The sequence below is a fragment of the Mesorhizobium sp. CA15 genome (genome assembly GCF_020165215.1).
Classification (GTDB): domain Bacteria; phylum Pseudomonadota; class Alphaproteobacteria; order Rhizobiales; family Rhizobiaceae; genus Mesorhizobium.
Map to the genome: position 1 here is coordinate 492,849 of NZ_JAIUHQ010000003.1, position 26,345 is coordinate 519,193.

Below are 26,345 nucleotides of genomic sequence, written 5' to 3' on the forward strand. Positions count from 1 at the left end.
TTGCCAATTTCATTGCTGGCGACCTGGACTGCGCCGGTTCTACGCAAAACCGAACAGCAGCGAGTTCATGTTTCTGCTAGTCTCCCTTACCATCAATTGATGCTGGGCGCTGGCTATGCTGGAAGCGGACAAGGTGTTTGCCGGGTCAATCCCGGAAAATTACGATCGCCATATGGTGCCGTTGATTTTCGAGGGCTATGCCGCGGAGGCCGCGCAACGGGCGGCATCCTTCTCACCCTTGGCCATTTTGGACCGCCGCGGGCACCGGAGCCGTCACCCGTGCCTTGGCGCCGAAACTCTCTCCTGGTGTCAGCTACACCGTAACCGACCTCAACCAGCCGATGCTCGATTATGCGGCTTCGCGCCAGGGGCCTGACAGCCGCATTACCTGGCGCCAGGCGGATGCCCTGAAGCTGCCTTTCGAGGATGCGGCCTTCGACCTCGTCTGTTGTCAGTTCGGCGCCATGTTCTTTCCCGACCGTTCCGCTGCCTATCGCGAGGCAAAGCGGGTGCTGAAGCCCGGCGGACATTTCCTCTTCAGCGTCTGGGATCGCATCGAGGAGAATATATTCGCCGATGACGTGACTAATGCTCTCGCCAAGATATTTCCGCATGATCCGCCGCGCTTCCTGGCGCGCACGCCGCATGGCTATCACGACAAGGACCTGATCCGCAGCGACCTCGAAGCCGCGGGATTCTCTGATGTGACGATCGACACCAGGGCCGAGCAGAGCCGCGCATCCTCGCCACGCGTTCCCGCCATCGCCTACTGTCAGGGCACCGTGCTTCGCAATGAGATCGAGGCCAGGGAGGCCGGAAGATTGGAGTCGGCAACTGACTACGCCGAAGCCGCAATAGCCGACAGACATGGTAGCGGCGAAATTGCCGCCAAGATCCAGGCGCATATCATCGTGGCCGTGGCCTAACTCACCTTGTTGCGCTCCACGGTGAGATGCGCGTAGCCCGTATCGGTTGACTGCGTGAGGTCCCCGGTCACTGGATCGGCCCAGCGCTGGCCGACAATGGCGCCGTTTTTCGCGCCGTCGATGACATTGTCCGAGATAACGGCGCTGCCGGAACCTTCGACCACCGAAACGACGATGCCGGTGCCCGCCTTGCGGATGATGTTGCCTGTCGCCACGACATTGCGCAGATAAGGACCCCAGCCGAGCTGCATGCCATAGAGCGGCGCGTTCTCGACGACGTTGCCGGACACCGTCGTGTCGGCCTCGGCGCTGATGCCGACGCCGAAACCGGGCGGATCGGCGGTGTAGGGGCCGGTGGTCGAGAGGTTGCGCACGATATTGTTCGAGCAGACGGCCATCCGCCCGCCTTCGTTGAAATTGACGATCGAGATGCCGTTGGCGGCGCCGTCGACCAGATTGTTGCTGATGATTGCGCCTTCGAAGGAGAATTCCGAATAGATCCCGGTTTCGCCCGAGCGCGAGCAGGTGTTGCCGGTGATCTGCAAATTGCTTGAGCTGTTGGCGCGGACCGCGGTGAAAGCACAGTCGGAGACGACGTTGCCGGAGATGATGACGTTGTCGGCGCGGAAGGCATTGATGCCGTTGCCGTTCTGCCCGGTGCCGCCGCTGCGCGCGCCGATCCTCTGCACGCGGTTGCCGCTGACGATGGTGCCGTCTTCCGCGGCCTGCCAGCGATGCACCAGTATGCCGCCATTGGCGCAGTCCGAAACGCTATTGCCCGAAATCTCCAGCCCGCCGGCCTCGACTGAATAGATGCCGGCATCTGCAGCACCCGAAATATCCGAGCGACCGACGCGACCGACGGCATGCTCGAGCGCCAGCCCGTTCTTGCCGCTGCCGGTCACCTGGCAATTGTCGATGACGAGATGGGCGACACGGCGCAGGTCGAGCAGCCCCTGCGTGTAGTCGGCTAGCCAGCGGTTGGCGCCGTCGAGCACCAGCCCGCTGAGCTCGATATGCTCGGCTTGTTCGGCCATCATCAGATGGCCGTTGCCGCCATAGACGATACGCGTCGCGCCTGGCACGCCCGACAGGCGCACGCGTGCGGGCAGCTTCAGGTTTGAGACGAGATAGCTGCCCGGCGGCAGGAATACCGGCTGGTCGCGGTCGCTGGCCTCGGCCAGCATCCTGGCAAAAACCTTGCTCTGGTCGTCGACCGCGCCCGGCTGCACGCCGATCTCCGTGGCGTTGATCGAGCCGCGCATCGCGGCCATCTCGATGCCCGGCAGCGACTTGGCCGATGCCTTGCCGGCAAAGACGCCAGCGACGGCGAAGCCGGCGGTCCGGGCAAGCAGCGTTCGTCTGTTCAACATCGGCACAGGTCCTGGCGTTTCGCCCTGTCTGTCGCAGGAATCGTGCCAAGGCGGGCTCATCGGCAAACCGCTTGTGCAGTCGCCTCGCCAAGCCTAAGTTCACCGCATGAGCAGAGCTTTCACGCGCGAAGAAGACAGCGAGAACGCCATTGCCGGCGTCGGCGAACGGCCGGTCAGCACGCACCGCAACCTGGTGACGGAGCGCGGCCTGGCGATGATCGAGGACAACCTCGCCGAGCTGCGCGACCTGATGGCCAAGGCTGAAAGGCGCGGCGACCGCGAACGCCTCGCTGTCGTATCGCGCGACCTGCGCTACTGGACCGCGCGGCGCGAAAGCGCGGAGCTTTCGGTGCCGGAGCCGGGCAGCGACGTGGTGCGCTTCGGCATGGGCGTCACCCTGGAAGGTGATGACGGCAGGAAGGTGCATTGGCGCATCGTCGGCGAGGACGAGGCCAATCCGTCGAAGGGCAGCATTTCCCATGTCTCGCCGATGGCCGTGGCTCTGTTCGGCAAGAAGATCGGCGAGGTCGTGACCGTCAACGGCAAGGAATGGGAAATCGTCAAGCTCTCGGACAAGGTCGAGAACTAGCAGCCAAGCCTAATTGCCAGCTGCTGTAACAACCCAGCTTCGTATTTGTCCACGACATCGCGAGCAGCGTTCATTTCCCGTTTGTAGTTGTCGTGGCGGATTGGCCTTAGAATGACGCCGTCGTCGGTTTCGACGATCTGGAGCTCATCGCCGACCTTGGAGGTTCAAGCTGTCAAGCATTTCGCGTGGCAGTAGCAAGGCCCCCGATCCGTCCTCAAGCCTGTGGATGACTGTCTGAACATCATCGCGCCATGGTTGCATCTATTTCCATAGAACAACCTTTTGGCCAAATCAGCAAGCGTTCACTGATCGGAGCAACCGATCCATCAGCCGGTTGGCCGCCTCCGGTATGACGGTTCCCGGCGGGAAGATCTCCGCCGCGCCCGCCGCCAGCACCGCGTCGTAGTCTTGCGGCGGGATGACGCCGCCGGCGACGATCAGCATGTCGCCATGGCCGAGTTTCTTCAGCGCATCCTTGAGTTCTGGGATCAGCGTCAGGTGCCCGGCGGCTAAGGAGGAGGCGCCGATAATGTCGACATCGTGCTGCACCGCGAGCTTCGCGATCTCGTCCGGCGTCTGGAACATCGGCCCGACGGTCACGTCGAAGCCCAGATCGGCGAATGCGCTGGCGATCACCTTCTGGCCGCGGTCATGACCGTCCTGGCCCATCTTGGCGACCAGGATACGCGGCTTGCTGCCGGATTTCTTTTCGAACGCCTGGATCTTCTCCTGCAGCCGCTCAAGCGCCGGGTTGTCGCCGAGCGCCTCGCGATAGACGCCGGAGATCGTCTGCACCGCCGCCGTGTGGCGGCCGAATACTTTCTCCAGCGCCAGCGAAATCTCGCCGACGGTAGCGTTGGCGCGGGCCGCGCGGACCGCGAATTCGAGCAGGTTCTCGTCGCCCTCGGCGGCACGGGTCAGCGCCGCCAGCGCATCCTCCAGCGCCGCGACGTCGCGTGTGCCTTTCAGCCGCTGCAGCTTCGCCAATTGCCTGGCCTTCACCTCGGCATTGTCGATCTTCAGCACATCCACTTCGATATCCGTCTGCGGCCGGTGCGCGTTGACGCCGACCAGCACCTGTTCGCCGGAATCGATGCGCGCCTGCGTGCGCGCCGCCGCCTCCTCGATGCGCAGCTTCGGGATGCCTTTCTCGATCGCCGCCGCCATGCCGCCGAGGCTTTCCACCTCCTCGATATGGGCGAGCGCGCGCTCCGCCAGATCATGCGTCAGCCGCTCGACATAGGCCGAGCCGCCCCAAGGATCGATCATGCGCGTGGTGCCGGATTCCTTCTGCAGGATGAGCTGCGTGTTGCGCGCGATCCGCGCCGAATGGTCGGTCGGCAGCGCCATTGCTTCGTCGAAGGAATTGGTGTGCAGCGACTGGGTGTGCCCCTGCGTCGCCGCCATCGCCTCGATCATCGTGCGGGTGATGTTGTTGTAGGGATCCTGCGCCGTCAGCGACCAGCCCGAGGTCTGGCAATGGGTGCGCAGCGACAGCGAGCGCTCGTCCTTTGGCGCAAAATTCTTCTTCATCAGGTTCGACCACAGCAGCCTTGCGGCCCTGAGCTTGGCGACCTCCATGAAGAAGTTCATGCCGATCGCCCAGAAGAAGGACAGGCGCGGCGCGAAACGGTCGATGTCGAGGCCGGCGGCGACGCCGGCGCGGGCATATTCGATGCCGTCGGCGATGGTGTAGGCAAGCTCCAGATCGGCCGTCGCGCCGGCTTCCTGCATGTGGTAGCCGGAAATCGAGATCGAGTTGAACTTCGGCATATGCCTGGAGGTGTAGGCGAAGATGTCCGACACGATCCGCATCGAAGGTTTCGGCGGATAGATGTAGGTGTTGCGGACCATGAACTCCTTCAGAATGTCGTTCTGAATGGTCCCGGCGAGATCGTTCTGGGCGACGCCCTGTTCCTCCGCCGCCACGATGTACAGCGCCATGATCGGCAGCACGGCGCCGTTCATGGTCATCGAGACCGTCATCTCGTTGAGCGGAATGCCGTCGAACAGCTGGCGCATGTCGAGGATGGAATCGATCGCCACGCCCGCCATGCCGACATCGCCGGCGACGCGCGGATGGTCGCTGTCATAGCCGCGATGCGTGGCGAGATCGAAGGCGACCGACAAGCCTTTCTGGCCGGCCGCAAGGTTGCGCCGGTAGAAGGCGTTGGATTCCTCGGCCGTCGAGAAGCCGGCATATTGACGGATCGTCCAGGGCTGCTGGACATACATGGTCGGGTAGGGGCCGCGCATGAAGGGCGGCAGGCCTGGATAGGTGTCGAGATTGGCAAGCCCCTTGAGGTCGCCTTCCGTGTAGAGATGTTTTACGGCGATGCCTTCCGGCGTCATCCGCTGGCCCTTGATCTCGACCGGCGCGCGACGCGGCTCCGACCAGCCGATCTGGCTAAAATCCGGGATCATGATCCGGCTCCGATCGACTGATCGATGCGCACCGGAAACAGCGGCTCGCAGGTCGCCACGCCTTCGGTCAGCGCTGGACGCCGTTCCCGCGGCAGCGTCTCGACCGGACGCTCCACCGGCGCGCGGTAAAGCGTCGTGCCGACAATGCCGCGCTCGCCCGATCGGTAGGCGCCGTTGCGCTTGGCGGCGGCCGTCTGCACTCGGTTCTGGATATAGCCCTGCTGCAGGCTGGCGAGCACGCCGCCCTCGGCCTCGATGCGCTGGAATTCTTCCCAGGCCGCGGCGCAGAGATCGTTGGTCAGCGCCTCGACCGAACCGGAGCCGCAGGCCGGATCGGCGACACGGCCGATGTGGCTTTCCTCGGCCATGATCAGCTGCGCGTTGCGGGCGACGCGGCGGGCAAAGCCGGCCGGCAGCCCATGCGTGATGGTATGCGGCAGGATCGAGATCGAATCTGCGCCGCCGGTTGCCGCCGCGAAGGCCGCGATCGCCGTACGCAAGATGTTGGTCTCCGGGTCGGCCATCGTCATCATGCGATAGGAGGTCTCGGCATGGATGCTGGCGGTCGAGGCCGGGATCGAGCAGGCTTCCTGGACGCGCGCCCAGAGCTTGCGCAACGCCCGCACCTTGGCCATCGACAGGAACTGGTCCTGGTCCACGCTGAGCGCGAAGCCGATATAGGGCGCCGCATAGACCAGCGGCTGGCGCGCCTTCTCGAACATTCTGAGATAGGACACAACCGATGCCATCATCGTGCCAAGCTCCTGCGCCTCGGTGGCGCCGGCATTGTGGAAGACGCGGCCGTCGGCCTCGAGCAGCACGCCCGGCACGCCCATCGAGAAGAAATGCGCCAGCGACTGCGGCATCGATTCCTGCAGCGCCTCGATCGAGGTGCGCAGCCGCCCGGTTCCGGCGAAGATCGCTGCCGGGTCGATGCCGAAGGAAAGGTTGAGCTTGGCCGGATCGGAGCGGCGGCGGCTCAGGAAAGCCAGCAGCCAGTCGGCCACGGCGCGACTCCAGGGGTGCGCGTCGATGCGCACCTGAACGCGGTTGAGCGGCACGCCGTCGAGCACCCTTTCCAGCGCCTCCGCGGTGCGCGGCAAGCCGTAGCCGAAGGCATTCGGCGCACCTTCGAAGACAAGCGACAGGCCAGTGGCACCTTGGGCGATGTCTTCCAGGGCTTGCGCGCTGGCCCGGGCGACATCCGGGTCGTCGACGCGCTGACTGACGATCCAGGGCGCGGTCGGATTTGTACGCGGCAACGGCTCGGCGGTCGTCGAGCGTTGGCTGAGCGGCTCGATGCGGATGCCGTCATCGGTGTGGGAGACGAGCTTTTCCTCGAAGGAACCGCCGGCAAGCGCCTTTTCCGCCAGCGCCTGCCAACGCTTGGCGTCCGGGTTCGGAAGGTCGACATCCCTGGTCAAGGCGCCGGCGCCCATCGCTCTCCTCGCTTCTCGGTCGCATCAGCCGGTCAAGCCAATCTAAGGTCAGGAACCGGATATCACAATGCATCATCCGGCCGGGTTCTCTCGGCCAGCCAATCGATTGCCAAACATGCACCGAATCCGCAAGCGCCAAAGGCCAAATTCGCTGCTCCCCAAAATCGAGACTGGGCATTGCCGCATGCGACCGGCGTTACTATACCTCGGGAGAGGCCTTTGAGCGGAACAGATTGCGGAGACCGGACATGGTTGACGAGACCAGTATCTTCATCGGCGCCAGCCGCAAGCCCGACGATTCCTATCAGCGCGCCGAAGAGCTGCTACTGCGCTACGGCAACCGCCACGGCCTCGTTACCGGGGCCACGGGCACCGGCAAGACCGTCAGCCTGCAGGTCCTGGCCGAGGGCTTTTCCAACGCCGGCGTGCCTGTCTTCTGCGCCGATATCAAGGGCGACCTTTCCGGCATATCCATGATGGGCGAGGCCAAGGATTTCCTGGTCAAGCGCGCCGAGCAGGTGAAGCTCGATCCTTATCAATTCCAGGAATTCCCTGTCATCTTCTGGGATCTGTTCGGCGAGCAGGGCCATCCGATCCGCGCCACCATTTCGGAGATGGGCCCGCTGCTTTTGTCGCGGCTGATGAACCTCACGGAAGCTCAGGAAGGCGTCATGAACATCGCCTTCCGCATCGCCGACGAGGAAGGCCTGCTGCTGCTCGATCTCAAGGACCTGCAGGCGCTGCTCGCCAACATCGCCGAGCGCGCCGACGAACTCAGCGCACGCTACGGCAATGTCACCAAGCCGTCGGTCGGCGCCATCCAGCGCACGCTGCTGGTGCTGGAGAGCCAAGGTGCCGCCAACTTCTTCGGCGAGCCGGCGCTGCGCATCGCCGACATCATGCGCACCACCCGTGACGGGCGCGGCGCGATCAGCGTTCTGGCGGCCGACAAATTGATGATGAATCCCAGGCTCTACGCCACCTTCCTGCTTTGGCTGATGTCGGAGCTGTTCGAGGAATTGCCCGAGGTCGGTGATCTCGACCGGCCAAAGCTGGTGTTCTTCTTCGACGAGGCGCATCTCCTGTTCGAGGACGCGCCGAAGGTGCTGATCGACCGCGTCGAGCAGGTGGTGCGGCTGATCCGCTCCAAGGGCGTCGGCGTCTATTTCGTCACCCAGAACCCGCTGGACATTCCGGAAAAGGTGCTGGCCCAGCTCGGCAACCGCGTCCAGCACGCGCTGCGCGCCTATACGCCGCGCGAGCAGCAGGCGGTGCGCACGGCCGCCGAAACCTTCCGGCCCAATCCCGATTTCGACTGCGCCACCGCCATCACCCAGCTCGCCACCGGCGAGGCGCTGGTGTCGATGCTGGAGGACAAGGGCGTGCCGGCCATGGTCCAGCGCACGCTGATCCGGCCGCCGTCATCGCGGCTCGGACCGATCACGCCCGACGAGCGCCGCAAGATCATCGCTGAGAGCCCGGTCGCCGGCCAGTATGACGAGACCGTCGATCGCGAATCGGCCTTCGAAATGCTGCAGAAAAAGGCCAAGGAGGCGCAGGACGCCGAGGCGCAGGCACAGCAGCAGAACAGCGGCGGTTCGCGCTGGACCATTCCGGGCTTCGATGATGTCCTTGGGACAGGCAACCGGCGGTCTTCCAACCGCCAGACCGTTGCCGAAGCCGCCATCAAGTCGGTGGTGCGCTCGGTCGGCTCGTCCGTCGGCCGCGCCATCGTGCGCGGGATTTTGGGCAGCCTGGCGAGAGGCCGCTGAAGCGGAGAGGCGGCACCGCGCTCGGCGCGACGCGAATCATGCACCGCAACCTTTGATATCGGGCGAGATCCGCTTGCCGTCGCGCGAATCCGTCACGGAAATGCGCCGCCCCTGAGAGTCGTCCTCGTTACCTAGCGACGATCAAATCTTACTCGTCGACGGGCGAGCCGCATCAGCGGCAGCTAAAACTTTTCGCAAGGGAACTTTTCCCAGCAGAACCGCAATTTCATGAAATACCGGACGCGCCAAATCATGGCCTTTGACGTGCTGTTGCCGGGGGGCAAACTGGATAGCGCCGACAGCACGTGCGATCACGAATTATTGTGGCCAGGGAACCGAAAGCGCCCGCTAAGGTTGGGCCAAGACTGCGGAGGGCTGAGCATCAGGAGTCCAAGTTGCGGCGCGATGACGATCTGCAAGCTTGGTATTCGGAAATCCCTCCTGAAAGGCGGCCGGTGCTGAACGCGAAAGGTGGGCTGTCGCTCGGCCACGCTCGCCTCGTGGCGCAATTCCTGAGCGAAAACTTTTCGCGCAAGCTTTCGCTCGCCGAAATGGCCGCTGTGTGCGGGCTGTCGCCTTACCATTTCGCCCGTGCTTTCTCCAAGACGTTCGGCGTGACGCCGCATCAATATGTTCTTGCCCTTCGCCTTGACTTTGCCGAGAAGCTGCTGGCCGACAGGCGCATGTCGATCACGGACATCGCCTATCTGAGCGGCTTCTCGAGCCAGAGCCATCTCACCACCACGATGAAGAAATACCGCGACGTAACTCCAATGCAGGTGCGAGAGAGGCTGGTTCAATCGGGGGCCGGCAGGCAGGGCTAATTCCCGCGCAGTTATCTATGGATCGGCTTATAAAAGGTATTACTAAAGTAATTTTGCGTTAACCCATGGAAGACCTACGGTATATTTTCAGATAAACAGCAATTTGTTGGAATACGAGCCCCGGAAAACCTGTCTTTCTGCAGCAAATCCGGTATTCGGATTCTAAGCTGGCCGAGGGGACATGAGCGACGACACGGCGGTTCGCCGGAGCCTTTCCGAGGAGATCGGTTACTGGCTGGAGTCGGCATCGAGGACGCTTGAGAAGCGCTATGGAGATGGCGTGCCCCTGGCCAAGCAGGACATGCTGCTGGCCCATTATCTCTACGGCCTCACGACCGTCGTTCACGCGCATGACGCACCTGCCGTCCATCTGGCGGCGGTGCGGTCCTATCTCGAGCGGCTGATCCCGCCGGAGCGGGTTGCCGCGGCGCTTCAGGCTGTGCCCGAGGCGGGTGACGCCTGGCTTGAAAACACGCTCGATCGCGTCGAGGCGATCGGGGAAAAACAGGGCCACGCGCTGCTCGCGCGCGGCGCCGATGTGATCATCCCATTTTCGAGCAGACACGCTTTGGCGGCAGGGTCGGCGGAACCTGCCGTTATCGAGCGCGACCCACCAAAGGAGGCATTCTCGCAATGAACTTCAGGCAAGAACGTATCGCTCGGCGCGGGTCGGCCCGATTTGCTGGAAACTGGGTCTCCGGCGCTCCCGAGAGCCGTTCGCTGCGCCGCCGCCTGATGGCGACGCTGCGCAACGCGCATCGCGTGCTCGGCATGCGACGCAAGGGACGTGGGCTCGGCAAGCTCGGCGTCGGCGCAAGCCTTGGGTATATTGCATCGGCCGCCGCTTTGTTCCTGTTCGCGGCGCCGGCGCAAGCGCAATATGCCGCAGGCGGCGGGTCCGCGACCGCTCCCGAGACCATAGCGATCGGAAATGGCTCAACCGCCAGCCTCAACTGGGCCATAGCGCTCGGCTTCCAGGCTCAATCGACAGCGCAATACTCTGTCGCTATCGGCCGAACCGCGTCGGCCACCGGCCCCGGCGGCGCGGTGGCGCTGGGCTCCGGCACAATTTCGAACAACGTCAATACGGTAGCGATCGGCGTCAGCTCCAGTGCAACCGCCGCGGGCGCCAGCGCCCTGGGAACCTTCTCCGTTGCTTCGGGTGGCAACGCCACAGCCGTCGGCGTCAGTTCCTTGGCCAGCGGCGCCACCTCCTTCGCCGGCGGCTGGGGGACCCAAGCCACCGGGCTGCGCAGTACCGCGATTGGCAATTCATCTGTTGCGTCGGGAATAGATGCCTTTGCTCAAGGTACTTCCGCCACCGCAAGCAACCAGAATGCCATCGCGATCGGCTTCCAGTCGGTCGCTACACAGATCAACTCCATCAATATCGGCGGGCGCACTCTTGCGGGAGCGGGCGCTACTGCGCAGGGCGCCATCGCTCTTGGCACCGATGTGACGGCGTCTCAGCAAAACACCGTTGCCATAGGCATCCTGACCAAGGCAACGGGAACGAGCGCCACGGCTATGGGCAACACAGCCAGCGCCTGGGGCAACCAGTCCATCGCGCTCGGCTTGGGAGCGCAGGCGGGCGTTCAGGCCAATACGGCCCTGCCCAACAGCATCGCGATCGGCACCAATTCGCTCTCTTCGGGCGCTTTCGCCACGGCCATGGGTGCTACTTCAATTGCGAGCGGCTCCGCCAGCACGGCGGTTGGCAACACGGCCGTTGCCAGCGGCCAAAACGCGTCCTCGTTTGGGTCCGGAGCGAATGCGACGGGAGACAATTCGCTTGCTGCCGGCGTGAGCGCCAACGCGGCCGGCGCACAGTCCGTGGCACTCGGCATCGGGACCGTAGCCAGCGCCGACAATTCCACCGCCGTCGGACGTGACACCCGCGCCACTGGACTCAACAGTACCGCGCTCGGCCGCGGCGCCCAAAGCAGCGCCGTGAACTCCATCTCTCTCGGCGCAGGGACGAGGGCGTCCGGGATAGGCGCCGTCTATGTCGGCTCGAGCACTTTTGCAACGAGCGCCAGTGGAGACAACGCCATCGGCATCGGCACGGACGTGACGGCATCTGCGGGCGACGCCCTTGCGATGGGACGCGAGAGCCAGGCGACTGCAGCCAACGCCGTCGCGGTCGGTCTGCAGTCCGCTGCGCTCTCCGCCGACTCCATCGCCATCGGAACGGGCGCGACTACCGATGGCGGCAAGGCCGTGGCCATCGGCGCCGGCAACACCGCCTATGGCGACGGCGCGGTGGCCATCGGCGATCCGAGCTACGCCAGCGGTACCGGCGCCTTCACCGGCGGCGCCAACAACATCGCCAACAGCGACGGCACGGCGACCGCTACCGCCGCCAATATGGCCAACGGCGCCGTTGCCATCGGCAACAGCAACAAGGCGATCGGGCAAGGCTCCGTGGCGCTGGGCAACGGCTCTACCGCGGGCGCCGCCGGTCTCGCCGGCAATGTCGCCCTGGGCGACGGCGCTACTGCGGCGGCAAGCTCCGGCGACGTGGCGCTCGGCTCCGGCTCGGTAACCGCCGCAGCAGTCGGCACCAGCGGCACGACGATCGGCACCACGACCTACGCCTTCGCCGGCACGACGCCGACCTCGACCGTCAGCATCGGCGCTCCAGGCGCGGAGCGGACCCTCACCAATCTCGCCGCGGGCCGGCTCAGCAACGCCTCGACCGACGCCATCAACGGTTCGCAGCTTTTCGCCACCAATCAGCAGGTGACGCAGAACACGACCGATATCGCCAACATCGGGAATACGATCACCAACATCAACACGGGTGCCGGCATCAAGTATTTCCACGCCAATTCGACGCTGCCCGACTCCCAGGCTCTGGGGACGGATTCGGTCGCGATTGGCCCCAATGCTGTGGCCAACAACGCCGGCGACGTGGCAATCGGCCTGAACTCCGTATCCGGCACCACGACGGTGGTCGGCGGCACGACGATCGGCGGTGTGAACTACGCCTTCGCCGGCGGAACCCCGGCGGGCGCATTCTCGGTCGGCTCGGTGGGCGCGGAGCGCCAGATCCAGAACGTCGCGGCCGGGCGGTTGAGCAACTCCTCGACCGACGCGATCAACGGCTCGCAACTGTTCGCCACCAACCAGCAGGTAACCCAGAACACGACCGATATCGCGGCCAACACCGCCGACATCACCACTCTCGGCAATACGATCAACAACATCAATACCGGCGGCGGCATCAAGTATTTCCATGCCAATTCGACGCTTGCCGACTCCCAGGCTCTGGGGACCGATTCCGTCGCGATTGGCCCGAATGCCGTCGCCAACAATGCCGGCGACGTGGCGATCGGCCTGAATTCGGTGTCCGGAACCACGACCAATGTCGGCGGCACGACGATCGGCGGCGTCAACTACACCTTCGCCGGCGGAACGCCGGCCGGCGCGTTCTCGGTCGGTTCGGTGGGCGCGGAGCGCCAGATCCAGAACGTCGCGGCCGGGCAGTTGAGCAACTCCTCGACCGATGCGGTCAACGGCTCGCAGCTCTTCGCGACCAACCAGCAGGTGACGCAGAATACGACCGATATCGCCGCCAACACCGCCGACATCACCACGCTCGGCAACACGATCAACAATTTTGCCGGCGACACCTCGACTGCATACACGGACGCCAATGGCGACGGCATCCGCTACGTGCGCACCAACGACACCACGCTGCCGATTACCGACGCCTTCGCGCAAGGGGTTGGCTCCTCGGCGCTCGGCTATCAGGCGACCGCATCCGCCGCCAATTCCCTGGCCCTCGGCCGCGGCACCGCGGTCACCATCGCCGACGGCGTGGCGCTGGGCTCCGGCTCGGTTTCGGATCGCGCGGTCGCGCCCACGTCGGGATCGATCCTCTCCGGCACCGGCCTCATTCCCTACAACACCGCGGATATGAGCCTGCTCGGCGCCGTCTCGGTGGGAACCTCCACCGCTTATCGCCAGATCATCAACGTGGCCGACGGCACGCAGGACCAGGATGCGGTCACGCTTCGCCAGTTGAAAGGCGCGCTGAGCTCCTTCGCTGTGACGGGGAGCATGTACTTCCACGCCAATTCGACCGCGCCGGACTCGCTGGCAGTCGGCGCCGAGTCGGTCGCGATCGGTCCGCGCACCACCGTCAACGGCGACAACGGTATCGGCATGGGCAACGGCGCCATCGTCCAACAGACGGCGCCGGGCGGTATCGCGATCGGCCAGAACGCGACCTCCAACCAGGCTGACAGCATCGCCTTTGGCACCAACTCGACCGCCAACGGCGCCCAGTCCATGGCGCTCGGCGCCGGCGCCACGGCCAATGAGCCGGGCAGCGTCGCGCTCGGCGCCGGCTCGACGACCGCCGCGGCAGTCGCCACCACCGGCACGACAATCAACGGCGTCAACTACACCTTCGCCGGAACCGCTCCGACGAGCACGGTTAGCGTCGGCAGCGTCGGCAACGAGCGCACCGTCACCAACGTGGCGGCGGGGCGGATCAGTGCCTCCTCCACCGACGCCATCAACGGCAGCCAGCTCTACGCGACCAACCAGGCTGTCGAAGCAGTGCAGGGAAGTGTCGGCAATCTGAATGAGTTCGCCGTCCAGTATGACAAGAACCCGGACGGCACCAAGTCCAATTCGCTGACGCTCGTCGGCGGCGACGTGAATGCGCCCGTCGTCATCCACAATGTCGGTGCCGGTACCGCCGACACCGACGCGGTCAACGTCCTACAGTTCAATAACGGGCTGGCGACAACGTTCGACAACTCCAAGGCCTACACCAACCAGGTGGCGGCCACCACGCTGCAGCAGGCCAATGCCTACACCGACTCCAAGCTCAGCCAGCTCAACATGGATATGGGCGAGGCTCGGGGCGAGGCGCGCCAGGCCGCCGCGATCGGCCTTGCGGCCGCCTCGCTGCGCTATGACGACCGTCCGGGCAAGTTGAGCGTGGCGGCCGGCGGCGGCTACTGGCGCGGCGAAGGCGCCGTGGCGTTCGGCGCCGGTTACACCAGCGAGGACGGCCGGGCGAGAGCGAACGTCTCGGGCACGACGGCGGGCGGGCACTGGGGTGTCGGCGCGGGCGTCAGCTTTACCCTGAACTGAGCTCGTTGATGACCAGGCAGACGGCCCTTGCCGTGATATCCGGGACTTGCCTCCTTCTGTCCGGCCCGCACGCGGCCGGGCAGGAGGCGGCCCAGCCTGCCTATCGGATAAAACCTTCCGACGTCGCGGTGCCCGCGGGCGTGAAGCTTGGCGACTATCAGCGCACCACTCGTCCGTTCGAGAACTGGACGCTGATCTGCGACGAGAACCTGCAGGCCAGGAAGAAGGTTTGCAATATCGGCCAGTCTTTCATCGACCAAAGCCAGGCGTTGGTCTTCAGCTGGTCGCTCGCGGCCGACGAGAAAGGCAAACCCTTTATGATATTGCGGACTCCGAGCGCGGCAGGTAAGGGCAGCAAGCTTTCGCTGAGACTCGCCGGCCGCAAACAGCCGGTCGACGTTCAACTGCAGGGTTGCGATGCGTCGGTTTGCGTCGGCTATGTGCCCGTTGGCCCGGTGCTTCGCGAGCAGATCGGCAAAGAGACCACGGTCCAGGTTTCCTATTCCCTGCCGTCGGGGGCGACCGTCAACCTTGATGCCCCGTTCAAGGGACTCAAGACCGCGCTGTCGGCCATCAACTAGAAAGACTTCGAGATGACACGCCAATCCATCGAGGACAGAATCCTGACGCAGCCGGTCGCGCTGCCGGAGCCGCCGGCAAGTCCGCCGCCACAGCGTTCGCCAGGCCGGCGCCTGGTGCGAAACACGGCGCTGCTCGGCGCGTTCGCCATCCTGGTCGCGGCGGCGGTGGTCCTGTCGTTCCGCCTCTATCCCGCGCTTGGAACATTCGTCGCGGGCACGGCCTCCGCGCAGGCGCAGGCACCCATGCAGGGCAAGCCGGCGGAAGCCGTGCCCGCGACGGCCGACGCCTCGGCAAACAAGAATCCCTTTCAGGCGCATGTCGCGCAGGCAGGCGTCCGCACCTGCGCCAATCTCTTTGCCACGATGGGGCAGGCTCTGACTGCCGGGTCGACCTATGCGATCCAGACGCAATGGGACAACACTTCGCCCGACACCCACGCCGTGCAGGCCGTCGCCGGGATGAGCTACAACCTGCCGAACTACAAGACACAAGCCGCGGGCGTCGTTTTTGCCTCGCCTCTCGGCCAGAGCTGCGAGGGCGGCTTCGTGCGCGTGGCGCCGTTCACGCGCTCTTGCCAGGAAGTCGCCGGAACGCTCCCGAAGGGCAGCCTGCTGGCGGACAATCTTTCGAACTCGATGCTTTTCAACCTGGCCGACAATGCCGGCCAGGCGCTGCTGGTCCCGACCGGCAACGCTTGCATCGTCGTCTCGGTCGCGCGCATGGGCGGCTAGAGCCGGGCATGACAGTCGACTGCTGAATAGCTGCAACTGGAGCACGAAGATGCTGATCAATCCCCGCCTTTCGATCCCGCTGCTTGCGGCGCTCGCCGGGCTTACGATTGCGAGCAACGCGGCTGACCTGATCGCCCCGTCACCGCCGGCGCAGACCGGCGAGGAAAAAGGCATCTGGGGCGCGATCGCCTATTCGCCGGGCGACGGCCGTCACGGCTTCTTCTGGGGCGCCGACAAGCGGCAAGAGGCGGAAGACATCGCGCTCAAGCATTGCGAGAATGCAGATGGCAAGGGCTGCCGGGTGGTCGAAGTGTTCCGCAACCATCGCCATTGGGACGATGATGACGGCACCGGCTTTCCCTATGAGCACTGCGCGGCGCTTTCGGTAGGCAAGAGCCGTGGCGAGGCGACGCCGTTCTGGAGTGCAGCATCAGCCGCGACCCGCCGCGAAGCCGAGGAGAAGGCGACAGCCCAGTGCGGAGGCGAGAGCAAGGAGTGCAAGATCCGCGAGTGGGTCTGCACCTGACTTGCTGCGGAACTCAAGCAGCCGCGGCGGTTGGCCGATATCGCGCCGTTCACACTGGAATGAGCGGCGCGACCTCGCGGTCTGAAGGCCGGTCGCTGGATGAGAGGCCGGACACGATACCGGCGCGATCGGCGGCGTTGCGGTTCTGGCTCATCTTGCGCTTGCCTTCGACCTTTGTAATCGGCATGCGCAGGCCGACAATGCCCTTCAGCTGCGATTGGATGAAATCCGCCGGCGCGTCCGACACCGCCCAGGGCGCGGCGCGCTCGCCTTCATGCAGGTTGGTCAGGCGGGTCACGACCTCGAGCAGCCTGTCGGCATCCTCGAAGAATTCGATCGGCCCATGGGCGTGGACGGCGACATAGTTCCAGGTCGGGACGACCTTCCCGGTCTCCTGCTTGGTCTGGTACCAGGCCGGCGTCACATAGGCATCCGGGCCCATGAATATCGCCAGGCCGTTGCCCAGCGGCGGCACGCGCCACTGCGGGTTTGCCTTTGCGACGTGGCCGTAGATCACGCCGTGCTCACCCTCGTTCTCGTCGAGCAAAAGCGGCAGATGCGTCGCCAGCGGCCCATCGGCCGTGGCGGTCACCAGAATTGCCAGCCGCGCCGCGCGGGTCGTGGCCATCAGGCTCTCTTGATCGTCGTCGCGGAAGGCAGGTGGTGTGTACATGATGAAATTCCTTGCGTTGCACAGCAAGATGCCGGAAGCTGGCTTGCTTGGAACATCCAGTTTTGAAGGTTTTTGGTGGTCCAGTTGGAGCAGGACGGCGTCGCGCGCCGCATCATCGCGGCCATCAAGACGCGGATCCACAGCGGCGCCTACAGGCCCGGTGATCGCTTGCCGTCGACGCGGGCCTTTGCCGCCGAATGGGGCGCGTCGCGGACCACGGTGACCGCCGCCTACAGCCAGCTCGATGCCGAGGGCTATCTGATCATCCGGCAAGGGGCGCGCGCTATCGTTGCTCCGGGGCTGGAGAAGGCGTCGGGAGAAGCGCCCGTCGCGGCCGCTTCGCCACGGCACCTGTCGGCATTCGCGCGACGGTTGCTGACCCTATCTCCAGCGGCGTTGGCGCAGCCGGCCAAGATTGCGGATTTTCGCTATGGCGACCTGTCCGGAGCGGACTTTCCCGTGCTGGCTTGGCGGCGGGCGTCGAACAAGGCAATCGTCAACCGCGCCGCGCGGCTGCGCTATGGCGACCCGCAGGGCTCTTCCGGTCTGCGTAATGCGCTTCAGGCTTATCTCTGGCGGGCTCGCGGCATCAATTGCACGCCGGACCAGATCGTCATCGTCAACGGCTCGCAGCAGGGGCTCGACCTCTGCGCGCGACTGCTGCTCGACCCCGGTGACCCCTTTGTGATCGAGAACCCGGGCTATCTGCTGGCACGCCACGCCTTCGTGGCGGCGGGAGGCATTGCCGTGCCCGTTCCTGTCGATGCGGATGGGCTACAGACGGAAAAGCTGCCGCCGGCCCGTCTCGCCTATGTGACGCCCTCGCATCAGTTTCCGCTCGGCGGCGTGCTTTCGGCGACGCGGCGGCGTTCGCTGCTGGCCTGGGCCGTCGGCACGAGGGCCTATATTGTGGAAGACGATTATGACGGCGAATACCGTCACGACATCAGCCCCATTCCGCCGCTGCAGGCGCTGGACGCGGACACGGTCATCTATGTCGGCACGTTGTCCAAGACGCTCTCGCCGACCTTGAGGCTCGGCTATCTCGTCGTCCCCGTCAGCCTGCGCCGGGCGTTCGGCGAGGCCAAGCGTCTGACCGACCGGCATGCTCCGATGCTGGAACAGGACGTGTTGGCCGAGCTGCTGGCGAGCGGAGCCTATGAGCGCCACGTGCGCAGCATCCGCAGGAAGAACGCCGAACGCAGACAGGTCCTGCTGAAGGCTTTGACTGACCATCTGGGGCCGCGGGTCACTGTCTCCGGAGCGGACACCGGCCTGCATGTCGTCGCCTGGATGAACGGCATCGATGCCGGACGCGAACCGGCGATCATCGCCGCGGCGCGCGCTGCCGGCATCGGCCTCTATCCCGTGTCGCCCCTTTATGATCCGAGCAGGCCTAGGCCGGAAACGGCCGGCTTCATCCTGGGCTACGCCGGGCTCGACGCGGAGGCATTGCGACGCGGCGTTGCGGTGCTGGCCGCCATTTTGGCCGAGCACCGCTGACCGATTGGGGTCTTAGAAAATCTCGTTGGTGAGCCGCTTCACCGGGCCGAGCAGGATCGAGCCCGTCGGCACGCCATTGTCGATCGGGATCGCCTTGCGCTCCGGCATGTCCTCTTCAGGCGCGCCGATATTGGCCGTCACGATGACCGGCGTCTTGGTCGGCACGCGGTCGTAGAGGTCGATGATGTCCTGGTTGATCAGACGCACGCAGCCCGACGATACCGACTTGCCGATCGACCACCATTCGGGCGAGCCGTGCAAGCGGTAGAGCGTGTCCTGATTGCCTTGGAAGAGATAGAGCGCGCGCGCCCCGAGTGGGTTCTTCAGGCCGCCTGGCATGCCGCCATTCTTGGCGCTGAATTGCGTCAGTTCCGGCTGGCGGGCCACCATCTCGTCCGGCGGCGTCCATTTCGGCCATTTCTGCTTCCACTGCACGACCGCGTCACCCGACCATTCGAAGCCGGCGCGGCCGAGGCCGACGCCGTAGCGGATCGCCTGGCCGCCCTCGCGCACCAGATAGAGGAAGTGACCGGTGGTATCGACGACGATGGTGCCCGGACGCTGTCCGGTCGGATCGGGGACGATCTGGCGCAAGAATCTGTGATCGATCTTGTTGACCGGGATGGCCGGCAGGTCGAAGCCATTGTCCGACATCGCACCATACATCGTCTCATAATCGCCGAGCGGCGGCTCGACATAGGCGGGCGGCGGCGGCTGGACGGGGGCTGGTGCAGGACCGGTGGTGGTGCAGGCGGACACGGCGGCCGAGGCAGCGCCGAGGGCTGTGAAATTGAGGAAGCCACGGCGGCTGATGCGGAAGGAAGCGTCTGACATGGTTGCCTTTTCTAGGTCTTAATTCGCAAGAAAGCATGAACCCGCGGGCACGTCGCGGCGGCATTCATAACAGTCGGCGGCGATAGGCGGTTCCAATTCTGGCCTGAGGGTGGACAGAAAAAGGCGAAGCTGTGACTGCGCCACAGCTGTTGCCCTGGAGCAACAGCGGCGTTAGGTCTCTGCCAGGAGACCTTCGAGCGAAGGCAGGATCAGCCCCGGCGGGAGGTCGCGATACTCGTCCGGCTGGTTGGTCCGGTTGATCCATACCGTGCGAAAACCGAATCTCGTCGCGCCGGCGATGTCCCAACGGTTCGACGACTGGAACGAAACCGCGCCGGGGTAAAGCCGCCAGCCGGTGACCACCATGTCGTAGACCGAGGGGTCGGTCTTGAAGCGTTTGACCTCGTCGACCGAAAACACGTCGTCGAGGATCTGGTCGAGCGCCGCGGATTGGACCGCCGCGTCGAGCATTTCAGGCGAGCCGTTGGATAAAATAGCGAGCTTCGCGCCCGACGCCTTGAGCGCCTTCAGCACTGCCGGCACTTCCGGATAGCAGTCGAGTCGCCAATAGGCTTCGAGCAGTTTCGTCCGCAGCGCCGGATCGGCCGAGGGCACCTTGCGCAAAGCGAAATCCAGCGCCTGTTCGGTCAGTTTCCAGAAGTCGGCGTATGATCCCATCAGCGTCCGCACCCAGGAATATTCGAGCTGCTTGGCGCGCCAGATTTCGGAGAGAAGCTGGCCGTCCGGGCCGATCTCGCCGGCATGACGGCGCACGGCGGCATGCACGTCGAACAACGTGCCATAGGCGTCGAAGACATAAGCCGCATGATGCATGTCTCAAGTTTTGCGGCGCGCAGGCTTGCCGCGCAAGCATTGATTGCGGCCAAGTGCCTCTGGCCTCAACGATTTTTCCCGATGTCAATTGACGCCAACCGTCAAAGCATCGTCCTATGGCGGACTGAAATCACTCAATTGGACGGCGACCATGACACTGGCGGCGGCGGCGCATACCGCGACTTGGACCTATGTGGACGGCGACTGGTACGAGGGCAACGTCGCCATTCTCGGGCCGCGCAGCCACGCCATGTGGCTCGGCACCAGCGTCTTTGACGGCGGTCGCTGGTTCGAGGGCGTCGCGCCCGACCTCGAACTGCACTCCGCTCGCGTCAACGCCTCCGCGATCGCGCTTGGCCTGAAGCCTTCGATGACGACCGAAGAGATCGTCTGCCTGACTTGGGACGGCCTCAAGAAATTCGACGGCAAGACGGCGGTCTATATAAGGCCGATGTATTGGGCCGAGCATGGCGGCTATATGGGCGTGCCGGCCGACCCGGCCTCGACCCGGTTCTGCCTCTGCCTCTATGAATCGCCGATGATCCCGCCATCCGGCTTTTCGATCGGCGTCTCGCCGTTCCGGCGCCCGACCATCGAGACCATGCCCACCAACGCCAAGGCCGGCTGCCTCTACCCCAACAATGGCCGTGCCATTCTGGAGGCCAAGAACCGCGGCTTCGACAACGCTTTGGTGCTCGACATGCTGGGCAATGTTGCTGAGACCGGGACCTCCAACATCTTCCTGGTCAAGGACGGTCATGTGATGACTCCGGCCCCGAACGGCACGTTTCTCTCGGGCATCACCCGCTCGCGCACCATCAGCCTGCTCGGCGACTACGGTTTCAGGACCACCGAGAAGACGCTGTCGGTCCGCGATTTCCTCGAAGCCGACGAGATATTCTCGACCGGCAACCACTCAAAAGTGGTGCCCGTCACGCGCATCGAAAACCGCGATCTGCAGCCCGGTCCGGTAGCCAAGAAGGCGCGCGAGCTCTATTGGGAATGGGCGCATTCAACGTCCGCCGCCTGACCCGCTGGAGCGTTTCACCGTTTCAGGGAAACGGCGACACGCTCCATCTTCCTGTTTTGCGCAATTCCGCACGGAAAACCGTTTCGCACTTTTCCTGGAATTGCTCTAAAAAGTCGCTCGGCGCTCCATTCCGGAGTTGCCCCGATCCATTCCAGACCTATCTTAGCCCGGTAGTATCACCGGACTTTTTTCCTCGAGGGAGTACCATCCATGGCTTTTGAGTTGCCCGCCTTGCCCTATGACTACGAGGCCTTGCAGCCTTACATGTCGAAGGAGACGCTGGAGTATCACCACGACAAGCACCACAAGGCCTATGTCGACAACGGCAACAAGCTGGCGGCCGAGGCCGGAATGGGCGACCTGTCCGTCGAAGAGGCCGTGAAGCAGTCCTTCGGCAAGAATGCCGGGCTCTTCAACAACGCCGCCCAGCACTACAACCACATCCATTTCTGGAAATGGATGAAGAAGGGCGGCGGCGGCAACAAGCTGCCGGGCGCGCTGCAGAAGGCCTTCGACAGCGATCTCGGCGGCTACGACAAGTTCAAGGCGGATTTCATCGCCGCTGGCACCACCCAGTTCGGCTCCGGCTGGGCCTGGGTCTCGGTCAAGAACGGCAAGCTGGAAATCTCCAAGACCCCGAACGGCGAGAACCCGCTGGTCCATGGCGGCTCGCCGATCCTCGGCGTCGACGTATGGGAGCACTCCTATTACATCGACTACCGCAACGCGCGGCCGAAATACCTCGAGGCCTTTGTCGACAGCCTGATCAACTGGGACTACGTCCTGGAGCTTTACGAGAAGGCCAAAGCCTGAGTGATTTTGACGAAAAGCCCCGGTTTGCCGGGGCTTTTCTTTTTCGGGCAGTGGAAACGGCAAGCCAGCCGGCAAAATCGTCACGGCGAAGGGGAATAATCCCGTTGTGACGTCCGTTAACGTTCAGTCGCGTACCCTCTTTCCTCACCATGGAGCCAATTGAATGAGAAAGCTTGTTCTCGCCATTTCTATGCTCGCTTTTGCCGGTTCGGTCGCCTTTGCCGATCCGATAAAGGATCGCCAGGCCTTGATGAAGGAGCGCGGCAAGCTTGCCGGTCAATTGTCTAAAGTCGTCAAGGGGGAGGAGGATTTCGACGCCGCCGCTGTGCTGACGACGCTGAAGGCCCTGCAGGCCAATGCTGAGAAATGGGATGCCGAGAAACTGTTCCCAGCCGGCAGCGACAAGGGCGACACCACGGCGGCGCCGAAGATCTGGGAAGACAAGGCCGGCTTCAATGCGGCAGAAGACAAGCTGCTGGCCGATGTCAAGGCCGCGGTGGCTTCGCCGCCGGCCGACGTCGACGCGCTGAAGGCGCAACTCAACACGATCGGCGGCGATTGCGGCACCTGCCACCAGACCTACCGGATCAAGAAGAGCTGATCGCCCGGCGATGGCCTGGCTGAGGAAGCTTGTCGGCGCCGCCGTCGTGCTTGGCGGCGCCGCGGCCGCTGCCGGCTGGGTCCTGTCGGCGCCCGCCAGGCTGGACGCCGGCACCGTCGCGCAACTCGGCCCCGGTGACGCCGCCAAAGGCAAGCGCATCTTCTATGCGGGGGGCTGCACCTCCTGCCATGCGAAACCGGGCGCGCAGGGCGACGCCCGGCTGCAATTGGTCGGCGGTTTGGAACTCAAGACGCCGTTCGGCACCTTCGTCCCACCCAACATCTCGCAAGACCGGAAGGACGGCATCGGCGCCTGGAGCGAGGCGGACTTCGCCAATGCCATGCTGAAAGGCGTCTCTCCTTCCGGCGAGCATTTCTATCCGGCCTTTCCCTATGCCTCCTACGCGCGCATGAAGCCGGCCGACATCGCCGATCTCTACGCCTTCATGAAGACGCTGCCGGCGATTGCCGGCAAGGCGCCGGATCACAGGCTTTCCTTCCCCTTCACCATCCGTCGCGGCATTGGCCTCTGGAAGCTTGTCTATCTCAGCCCCGAACCGGTGATCGCGCTGCCAGAGGGCGCGCCGGACAAGGTTCTCGCCGGCCGCTATCTGGTCGAGGGTCCGGGCCATTGCGGCGAATGCCACACGCCGCGCGATTTCGCCGGCGGCGTCAAGAAGGCCGAGTGGCTGGCGGGCGCCGTGGCCGCCGAAGGCTCGGGCGTTGTGCCCAATATCACCCCGCAGGGCGGCACCAAGGACTGGTCCGAGGCCGACATCGCCAATTACCTCGAAACCGGCTTCACACCCGATTTCGATTCGGTCGGCGGCTCCATGGTCGACGTGCAGCGCAACATCGCGCAACTGACCGCCGACGACCGCGCGGCGATTGCCGCCTACCTCAAGGCCGTCCCGCCGCACCCCAACGGCTATCCGGCGCGCAAGCCGGCGAGTTAACCTGCGCACGCGGCGTCAAACCCGCGACCACACATGATGGCGTAAAGCGGTTTGGCATGCCAATCGGTCGCGAATTAGTTGACTTGAATACTCATGTATTATAGGCGCTTCGGGCCAATTCCCCGAGGACCGAAGCTTGCCCACGCCCTCCATCGACCTTGTGTCCGAATTCACCCATGACGAGCAGCGCGTGGCGCTTGTCCTCGCCGGCGGACGCATGCTGTCCTACAGGGAACTCGGCGGTCTCGCGCTAGACTTCGCGTCGCAGTTGGGACGAAGACAAAAGCGGCTCGTGGCGATTGCGGCGGAAGCTTCCGAGCACGCAGTCGCCGCCTATATCGGAGCCCTGCAGGCTGGGCACGCAGCGGCCATGCTGCCGCCGTGCGACAATAGGCTTTGGGACGATTTCCAGGCAGCCTTCCAGCCGGATTTCACCTACAGGCCAATTGACGGCCGCTGGCGTCTCGTTGAGGAAGCTCGATCCGCTGGAGATGCGGAGCCGCTGCATCCCGATCTCGCGCTGCTGCTGATGACATCCGGCAGCTCGGGCGCTGCCAAGGCGGTCAGGCTTTCCTACGGCAATCTCGAATCCAATGCGCGCTCGATCGCGGCCTATCTCGAGCTCTCTTCCTTCGACCGGGCCGCTCTCGTGCTGCCTCTCCACTATTCCTATGGGCTGTCGGTCCTCAATTCGCATCTGATTGCGGGCGCTAGCGTCCTCTTCACCGGCATGTCGGTCATGGACAGCGACTTCGTCAGCACGATAGACCACGGCGGCTGCACGAATCTGTCTGGTGTCCCGTATTCTTACGAGCTTCTGGAACGGGTGCGTTTCCGCGACGCCGAGCTCAAGGCGTTGCGCATGATGACGGTGGCGGGCGGAGCGCTTGGCCCGGACCTCATCCGCCTTTATCGGAACCACATGGTCGCCAGGGGCGGCGGCTTCTTCGTCATGTATGGCCAGACCGAGGCGACGGCCCGCATGGCTTTCGTGCCGCCGGAGAGCCTTTCCGACAAGGAGGATCGGATCGGCGTGGCGATTCCGGGCGGCAGCCTCGGTATCGTCGACGCTGCAGGCGAGCCGATCAGCCAACCAGGCATTCCCGGAGAGCTCGTCTATCGCGGTCCGAACGTAATGATGGGTTACGGCACGCGGCGCCTCGACCTCGCGCGCGGCGCAGAGCTCGAGACCCTGAACACTGGCGACATTGCCGTACGGGACCAACATGGTTTCTTCCGCATCGTCGGGCGCAGAAGCCGCTTCGCCAAGATCGCAGGCCTCAGGATCGGCTTCGATACGATGGAGCAGGCGCTGAAGCGCGCCGGCATTGCCGCCGCGGTGGTTGGCGACGATCGGGGATTGCAGGCCTATGTGATAGGCGCCGACCAGACCGGGAGAGCACGGCGCATTCTTGCCGAGATCAGCCACCTGCCAGCCAATCTGGTTCGGGTTGCGACGCGCGAGGATTTTCCCAGACTTGCCTCTGGCAAGATCGATTATGCCTGCCTCCAGCAGGAGATGTTGGAAGGGCGGACGGAAATCCGCTGTGGGCGGGGTGGCCTGCTCGGTGCCTACGCCCGCGTATTCTATCCCCTCGCGGTCGGCCGCAATGACAGCTTTGTCTCTCTTGGCGGGGACTCCCTTCGATTCCTGCAATTGGCTCTGGAACTCGAGCGTCTCGGCATGAACCTGCCGGACGGATGGGAACGCTTGAGCATTGCCGAGCTGGCAAACCGCCAGGCGGCGGGACTTCCCGAACACCGGCACGCAAGCGAGATGCCGACCGATTTAGTGCTGAGGGTTATCGGAATCCTGCTGGTGGTCGTGCATCACGAAACGCTATGGCCTATCCCCGGCGGCTCCGGCGTCATGATGCTGCTGGCCGGCTACAGCCTTGCTCGTTTCCAGTCGGCCCATTTCCTTGCCGGTCGAATTGGGCACGCGCTCAAACCAGCGATCGACGTCCTGATCCCGTATTTTCTCATTGTCGCCGCTTACGCTGCAGCCTGGCGGACGATCCCCTGGGCTTCGATGACGCTTACTGGGAATTTCGGCTATGCCGAACCGGAGCGTCACGAGATGATTCCGTACCTTTACTGGTTCATCGAGGCCTATTCGCAGACGCTCCTGCTCTTCGCTCTGATCTTTGCCATTCCTGCAGTCCGCAAGCTTGCCCGGGCTCACCCCTTCGTTTTCTCGCTCGGCCTTTTGGGGGTTGCCGCTGTCGCGCGCTTTTCGTCCCCATCGCTCGTCGACCTAGGCAACCGCCAGATATTCACGATCTATTGGGTTTTCCATTTGGCCGTATTCGGTTGGTGTGCCTGTTTCGCCGACACTCCGGCGAGAAAGCTGGCTCTGACTGCGCTTGCCGCCGCTATGCTGGGTTATTTGGCCTTCTGGGAGTCGGTCTGGTTCGGGACGACGGTCAAATATCTGATGATCTTCGCGGCGCTTTTGGTCCTTCTTTACCTGCCGCGCGTTCGCCTGCCGGCCGGGATAGGGCGGGTGGTTGCCCAGGTCGCCGTCGCGGCGTTTCCGATCTACCTTTTCCACCGTTTCGTCCCGGAAATATTGATGGCGCCCGCCGCGGGCAAGCTGCCGGTCCCGATCTTCCAGCTGCTCGCGATCGTCGGTGGCATTGCCTTAGGCATCGTTTCCGGCAAGGCCTTGGCAGGCATCCGAAACCTGCGTGGCAGATTGACCCTGGGACGCCAGCCGGAATTGCTCTCCGCCTGATCCACGCTCGTGCCGCTCTAAATCAAAGTGATGGAGCATGACGTCGTCCGAAAACCGCTCCACACTT

Annotated in this window: 20 protein-coding genes and 1 pseudogene; 15 read left to right on the forward strand and 6 right to left on the reverse strand. The window is 64.2% G+C overall.

Going from position 1 to position 26,345, the window contains the following annotated elements; all coding sequences use genetic code 11:
* Nucleotides 1-115 precede the first annotated feature (115 nt).
* Nucleotides 116-926, forward strand: a pseudogene (locus tag LB515_RS08950) (class I SAM-dependent methyltransferase).
* On the opposite strand, the gene LB515_RS08955 reads toward LB515_RS08950, so the two are convergent.
* Complete coding sequence (locus tag LB515_RS08955) at nt 923-2,299, reverse strand: TIGR03808 family TAT-translocated repetitive protein (protein ID WP_224707469.1); 1,377 nt, start codon at nt 2,297-2,299, stop codon at nt 923-925. The pseudogene LB515_RS08950 and the gene LB515_RS08955 overlap by 4 nt on opposite strands.
* 106 nt (nt 2,300-2,405) lie before the next feature.
* On the opposite strand from LB515_RS08955, the gene greA reads away from it, so the two are divergent.
* A complete protein-coding gene (gene greA, locus LB515_RS08960) occupies nt 2,406-2,888 on the forward strand; it encodes a transcription elongation factor GreA (RefSeq protein WP_140845738.1) in 483 nt (160 codons plus the stop codon).
* A 291-nt stretch (nt 2,889-3,179) separates the two neighbouring features.
* On the opposite strand, the gene scpA is transcribed toward greA, so the two are convergent.
* Nucleotides 3,180-5,312 carry a methylmalonyl-CoA mutase gene (scpA, locus tag LB515_RS08965; protein ID WP_224707470.1) on the reverse strand — a complete coding sequence of 711 codons (2,133 nt, stop codon included), beginning with the start codon at nt 5,310-5,312 and terminating at the stop codon, nt 3,180-3,182.
* Nucleotides 5,309-6,751 carry a methylmalonyl-CoA mutase subunit beta gene (locus LB515_RS08970; RefSeq protein WP_224634055.1) on the reverse strand — a complete coding sequence of 481 codons (1,443 nt, stop codon included), beginning with the start codon at nt 6,749-6,751 and terminating at the stop codon, nt 5,309-5,311. Before LB515_RS08970 ends, scpA begins: the two co-directional genes overlap by 4 nt.
* A gap of 248 nt (nt 6,752-6,999) precedes the next feature.
* Between LB515_RS08970 and LB515_RS08975 the strand changes: the two genes are divergently transcribed.
* The 7 genes from LB515_RS08975 to LB515_RS09005 all read left to right on the forward strand — a co-directional run bounded on the left by LB515_RS08975 (nt 7,000) and on the right by LB515_RS09005 (nt 16,298).
* Nucleotides 7,000-8,523 carry a helicase HerA-like C-terminal domain-containing protein gene (locus LB515_RS08975; protein WP_224529946.1) on the forward strand — a complete coding sequence of 508 codons (1,524 nt, stop codon included), beginning with the start codon at nt 7,000-7,002 and terminating at the stop codon, nt 8,521-8,523.
* A gap of 323 nt (nt 8,524-8,846) precedes the next feature.
* Entirely contained in the window at nt 8,847-9,347 is a 501-nt protein-coding gene (locus tag LB515_RS08980; RefSeq protein WP_224707471.1) for a helix-turn-helix transcriptional regulator, read from the forward strand.
* Between the two features lie 181 nt (nt 9,348-9,528).
* Complete coding sequence (locus LB515_RS08985) at nt 9,529-9,984, forward strand: hypothetical protein (RefSeq protein WP_224529943.1); 456 nt, start codon at nt 9,529-9,531, stop codon at nt 9,982-9,984.
* Nucleotides 9,981-14,459 carry a YadA-like family protein gene (locus tag LB515_RS08990; RefSeq protein WP_224529941.1) on the forward strand — a complete coding sequence of 1,493 codons (4,479 nt, stop codon included), beginning with the start codon at nt 9,981-9,983 and terminating at the stop codon, nt 14,457-14,459. Before LB515_RS08985 ends, LB515_RS08990 begins: the two co-directional genes overlap by 4 nt.
* A 140-nt stretch (nt 14,460-14,599) precedes the next feature.
* Nucleotides 14,600-15,040: an invasion associated locus B family protein gene (locus LB515_RS08995; protein WP_318011864.1), complete on the forward strand. Its 441-nt coding sequence runs from the start codon at nt 14,600-14,602 to the stop codon at nt 15,038-15,040.
* A gap of 12 nt (nt 15,041-15,052) precedes the next feature.
* Nucleotides 15,053-15,772: a hypothetical protein gene (locus tag LB515_RS09000; RefSeq protein WP_224529914.1), complete on the forward strand. Its 720-nt coding sequence runs from the start codon at nt 15,053-15,055 to the stop codon at nt 15,770-15,772.
* 49 nt (nt 15,773-15,821) lie between these two features.
* Complete coding sequence (locus tag LB515_RS09005) at nt 15,822-16,298, forward strand: DUF4189 domain-containing protein (protein WP_095766862.1); 477 nt, start codon at nt 15,822-15,824, stop codon at nt 16,296-16,298.
* A gap of 49 nt (nt 16,299-16,347) precedes the next feature.
* Here the strand turns inward: LB515_RS09005 and LB515_RS09010 are convergent, their stop codons facing one another.
* Nucleotides 16,348-16,971: an FMN-binding negative transcriptional regulator gene (locus LB515_RS09010; protein WP_224529912.1), complete on the reverse strand. Its 624-nt coding sequence runs from the start codon at nt 16,969-16,971 to the stop codon at nt 16,348-16,350.
* Nucleotides 16,972-17,046: 75 nt separating this feature from the next.
* Between LB515_RS09010 and LB515_RS09015 the strand changes: the two genes are divergently transcribed.
* On the forward strand, nt 17,047-18,474 hold the full coding sequence (locus LB515_RS09015; protein WP_224529910.1) for a PLP-dependent aminotransferase family protein: 1,428 nt from the start codon (nt 17,047-17,049) through the stop codon (nt 18,472-18,474).
* Nucleotides 18,475-18,486: 12 nt separating this feature from the next.
* On the opposite strand, the gene LB515_RS09020 is transcribed toward LB515_RS09015, so the two are convergent.
* Nucleotides 18,487-19,308 (reverse strand): L,D-transpeptidase, encoded by an 822-nt coding sequence (locus tag LB515_RS09020; protein ID WP_095766864.1) that lies wholly within the window; start codon nt 19,306-19,308, stop codon nt 18,487-18,489.
* A gap of 171 nt (nt 19,309-19,479) precedes the next feature.
* Nucleotides 19,480-20,142 (reverse strand): haloacid dehalogenase type II, encoded by a 663-nt coding sequence (locus LB515_RS09025; RefSeq protein WP_224529906.1) that lies wholly within the window; start codon nt 20,140-20,142, stop codon nt 19,480-19,482.
* A 151-nt stretch (nt 20,143-20,293) separates the two neighbouring features.
* Between LB515_RS09025 and LB515_RS09030 the strand changes: the two genes are divergently transcribed.
* The 5 genes from LB515_RS09030 to LB515_RS09050 all read left to right on the forward strand — a co-directional run bounded on the left by LB515_RS09030 (nt 20,294) and on the right by LB515_RS09050 (nt 26,278).
* Nucleotides 20,294-21,172: a branched-chain amino acid aminotransferase gene (locus LB515_RS09030; RefSeq protein WP_224529897.1), complete on the forward strand. Its 879-nt coding sequence runs from the start codon at nt 20,294-20,296 to the stop codon at nt 21,170-21,172.
* Nucleotides 21,173-21,382: 210 nt separating this feature from the next.
* Entirely contained in the window at nt 21,383-21,985 is a 603-nt protein-coding gene (locus LB515_RS09035; protein ID WP_095766866.1) for a superoxide dismutase, read from the forward strand.
* A 163-nt stretch (nt 21,986-22,148) separates the two neighbouring features.
* Nucleotides 22,149-22,586, forward strand: a complete 438-nt coding sequence (locus LB515_RS09040) for a c-type cytochrome (protein ID WP_041002227.1) — start codon at nt 22,149-22,151, stop codon at nt 22,584-22,586.
* 10 nt (nt 22,587-22,596) lie between these two features.
* Nucleotides 22,597-23,541, forward strand: a complete 945-nt coding sequence (locus LB515_RS09045; protein WP_224628754.1) for a cytochrome c — start codon at nt 22,597-22,599, stop codon at nt 23,539-23,541.
* Nucleotides 23,542-23,731: 190 nt separating this feature from the next.
* Nucleotides 23,732-26,278, forward strand: coding sequence for an AMP-binding protein (locus tag LB515_RS09050; protein WP_224707473.1), 2,547 nt, complete (start codon nt 23,732-23,734; stop codon nt 26,276-26,278).
* The last annotated feature ends 67 nt before the right edge of the window (nt 26,279-26,345 follow it).

Excerpts from the sequence above, each read along its gene's own strand:
- LB515_RS08955 (WP_224707469.1), bottom strand. The coding sequence starts at position 2,299 with ATGTTGAACAGACGAACGCTGCTTGCCCGGACCGCCGGCTTCGCCGTC.
- greA (WP_140845738.1), top strand. The coding sequence starts at position 2,406 with ATGAGCAGAGCTTTCACGCGCGAAGAAGACAGCGAGAACGCCATTGCC.
- scpA (WP_224707470.1), bottom strand. The coding sequence starts at position 5,312 with ATGATCCCGGATTTTAGCCAGATCGGCTGGTCGGAGCCGCGTCGCGCG.
- LB515_RS08970 (WP_224634055.1), bottom strand. The coding sequence starts at position 6,751 with ATGGGCGCCGGCGCCTTGACCAGGGATGTCGACCTTCCGAACCCGGAC.
- LB515_RS08975 (WP_224529946.1), top strand. The coding sequence starts at position 7,000 with ATGGTTGACGAGACCAGTATCTTCATCGGCGCCAGCCGCAAGCCCGAC.
- LB515_RS08985 (WP_224529943.1), top strand. The coding sequence starts at position 9,529 with ATGAGCGACGACACGGCGGTTCGCCGGAGCCTTTCCGAGGAGATCGGT.
- LB515_RS08990 (WP_224529941.1), top strand. The coding sequence starts at position 9,981 with ATGAACTTCAGGCAAGAACGTATCGCTCGGCGCGGGTCGGCCCGATTT.
- LB515_RS09000 (WP_224529914.1), top strand. The coding sequence starts at position 15,053 with ATGACACGCCAATCCATCGAGGACAGAATCCTGACGCAGCCGGTCGCG.
- LB515_RS09005 (WP_095766862.1), top strand. The coding sequence starts at position 15,822 with ATGCTGATCAATCCCCGCCTTTCGATCCCGCTGCTTGCGGCGCTCGCC.
- LB515_RS09010 (WP_224529912.1), bottom strand. The coding sequence starts at position 16,971 with ATGTACACACCACCTGCCTTCCGCGACGACGATCAAGAGAGCCTGATG.
- LB515_RS09020 (WP_095766864.1), bottom strand. The coding sequence starts at position 19,308 with ATGTCAGACGCTTCCTTCCGCATCAGCCGCCGTGGCTTCCTCAATTTC.
- LB515_RS09025 (WP_224529906.1), bottom strand. The coding sequence starts at position 20,142 with ATGCATCATGCGGCTTATGTCTTCGACGCCTATGGCACGTTGTTCGAC.
- LB515_RS09030 (WP_224529897.1), top strand. The coding sequence starts at position 20,294 with ATGACACTGGCGGCGGCGGCGCATACCGCGACTTGGACCTATGTGGAC.
- LB515_RS09035 (WP_095766866.1), top strand. The coding sequence starts at position 21,383 with ATGGCTTTTGAGTTGCCCGCCTTGCCCTATGACTACGAGGCCTTGCAG.
- LB515_RS09040 (WP_041002227.1), top strand. The coding sequence starts at position 22,149 with ATGAGAAAGCTTGTTCTCGCCATTTCTATGCTCGCTTTTGCCGGTTCG.
- LB515_RS09045 (WP_224628754.1), top strand. The coding sequence starts at position 22,597 with ATGGCCTGGCTGAGGAAGCTTGTCGGCGCCGCCGTCGTGCTTGGCGGC.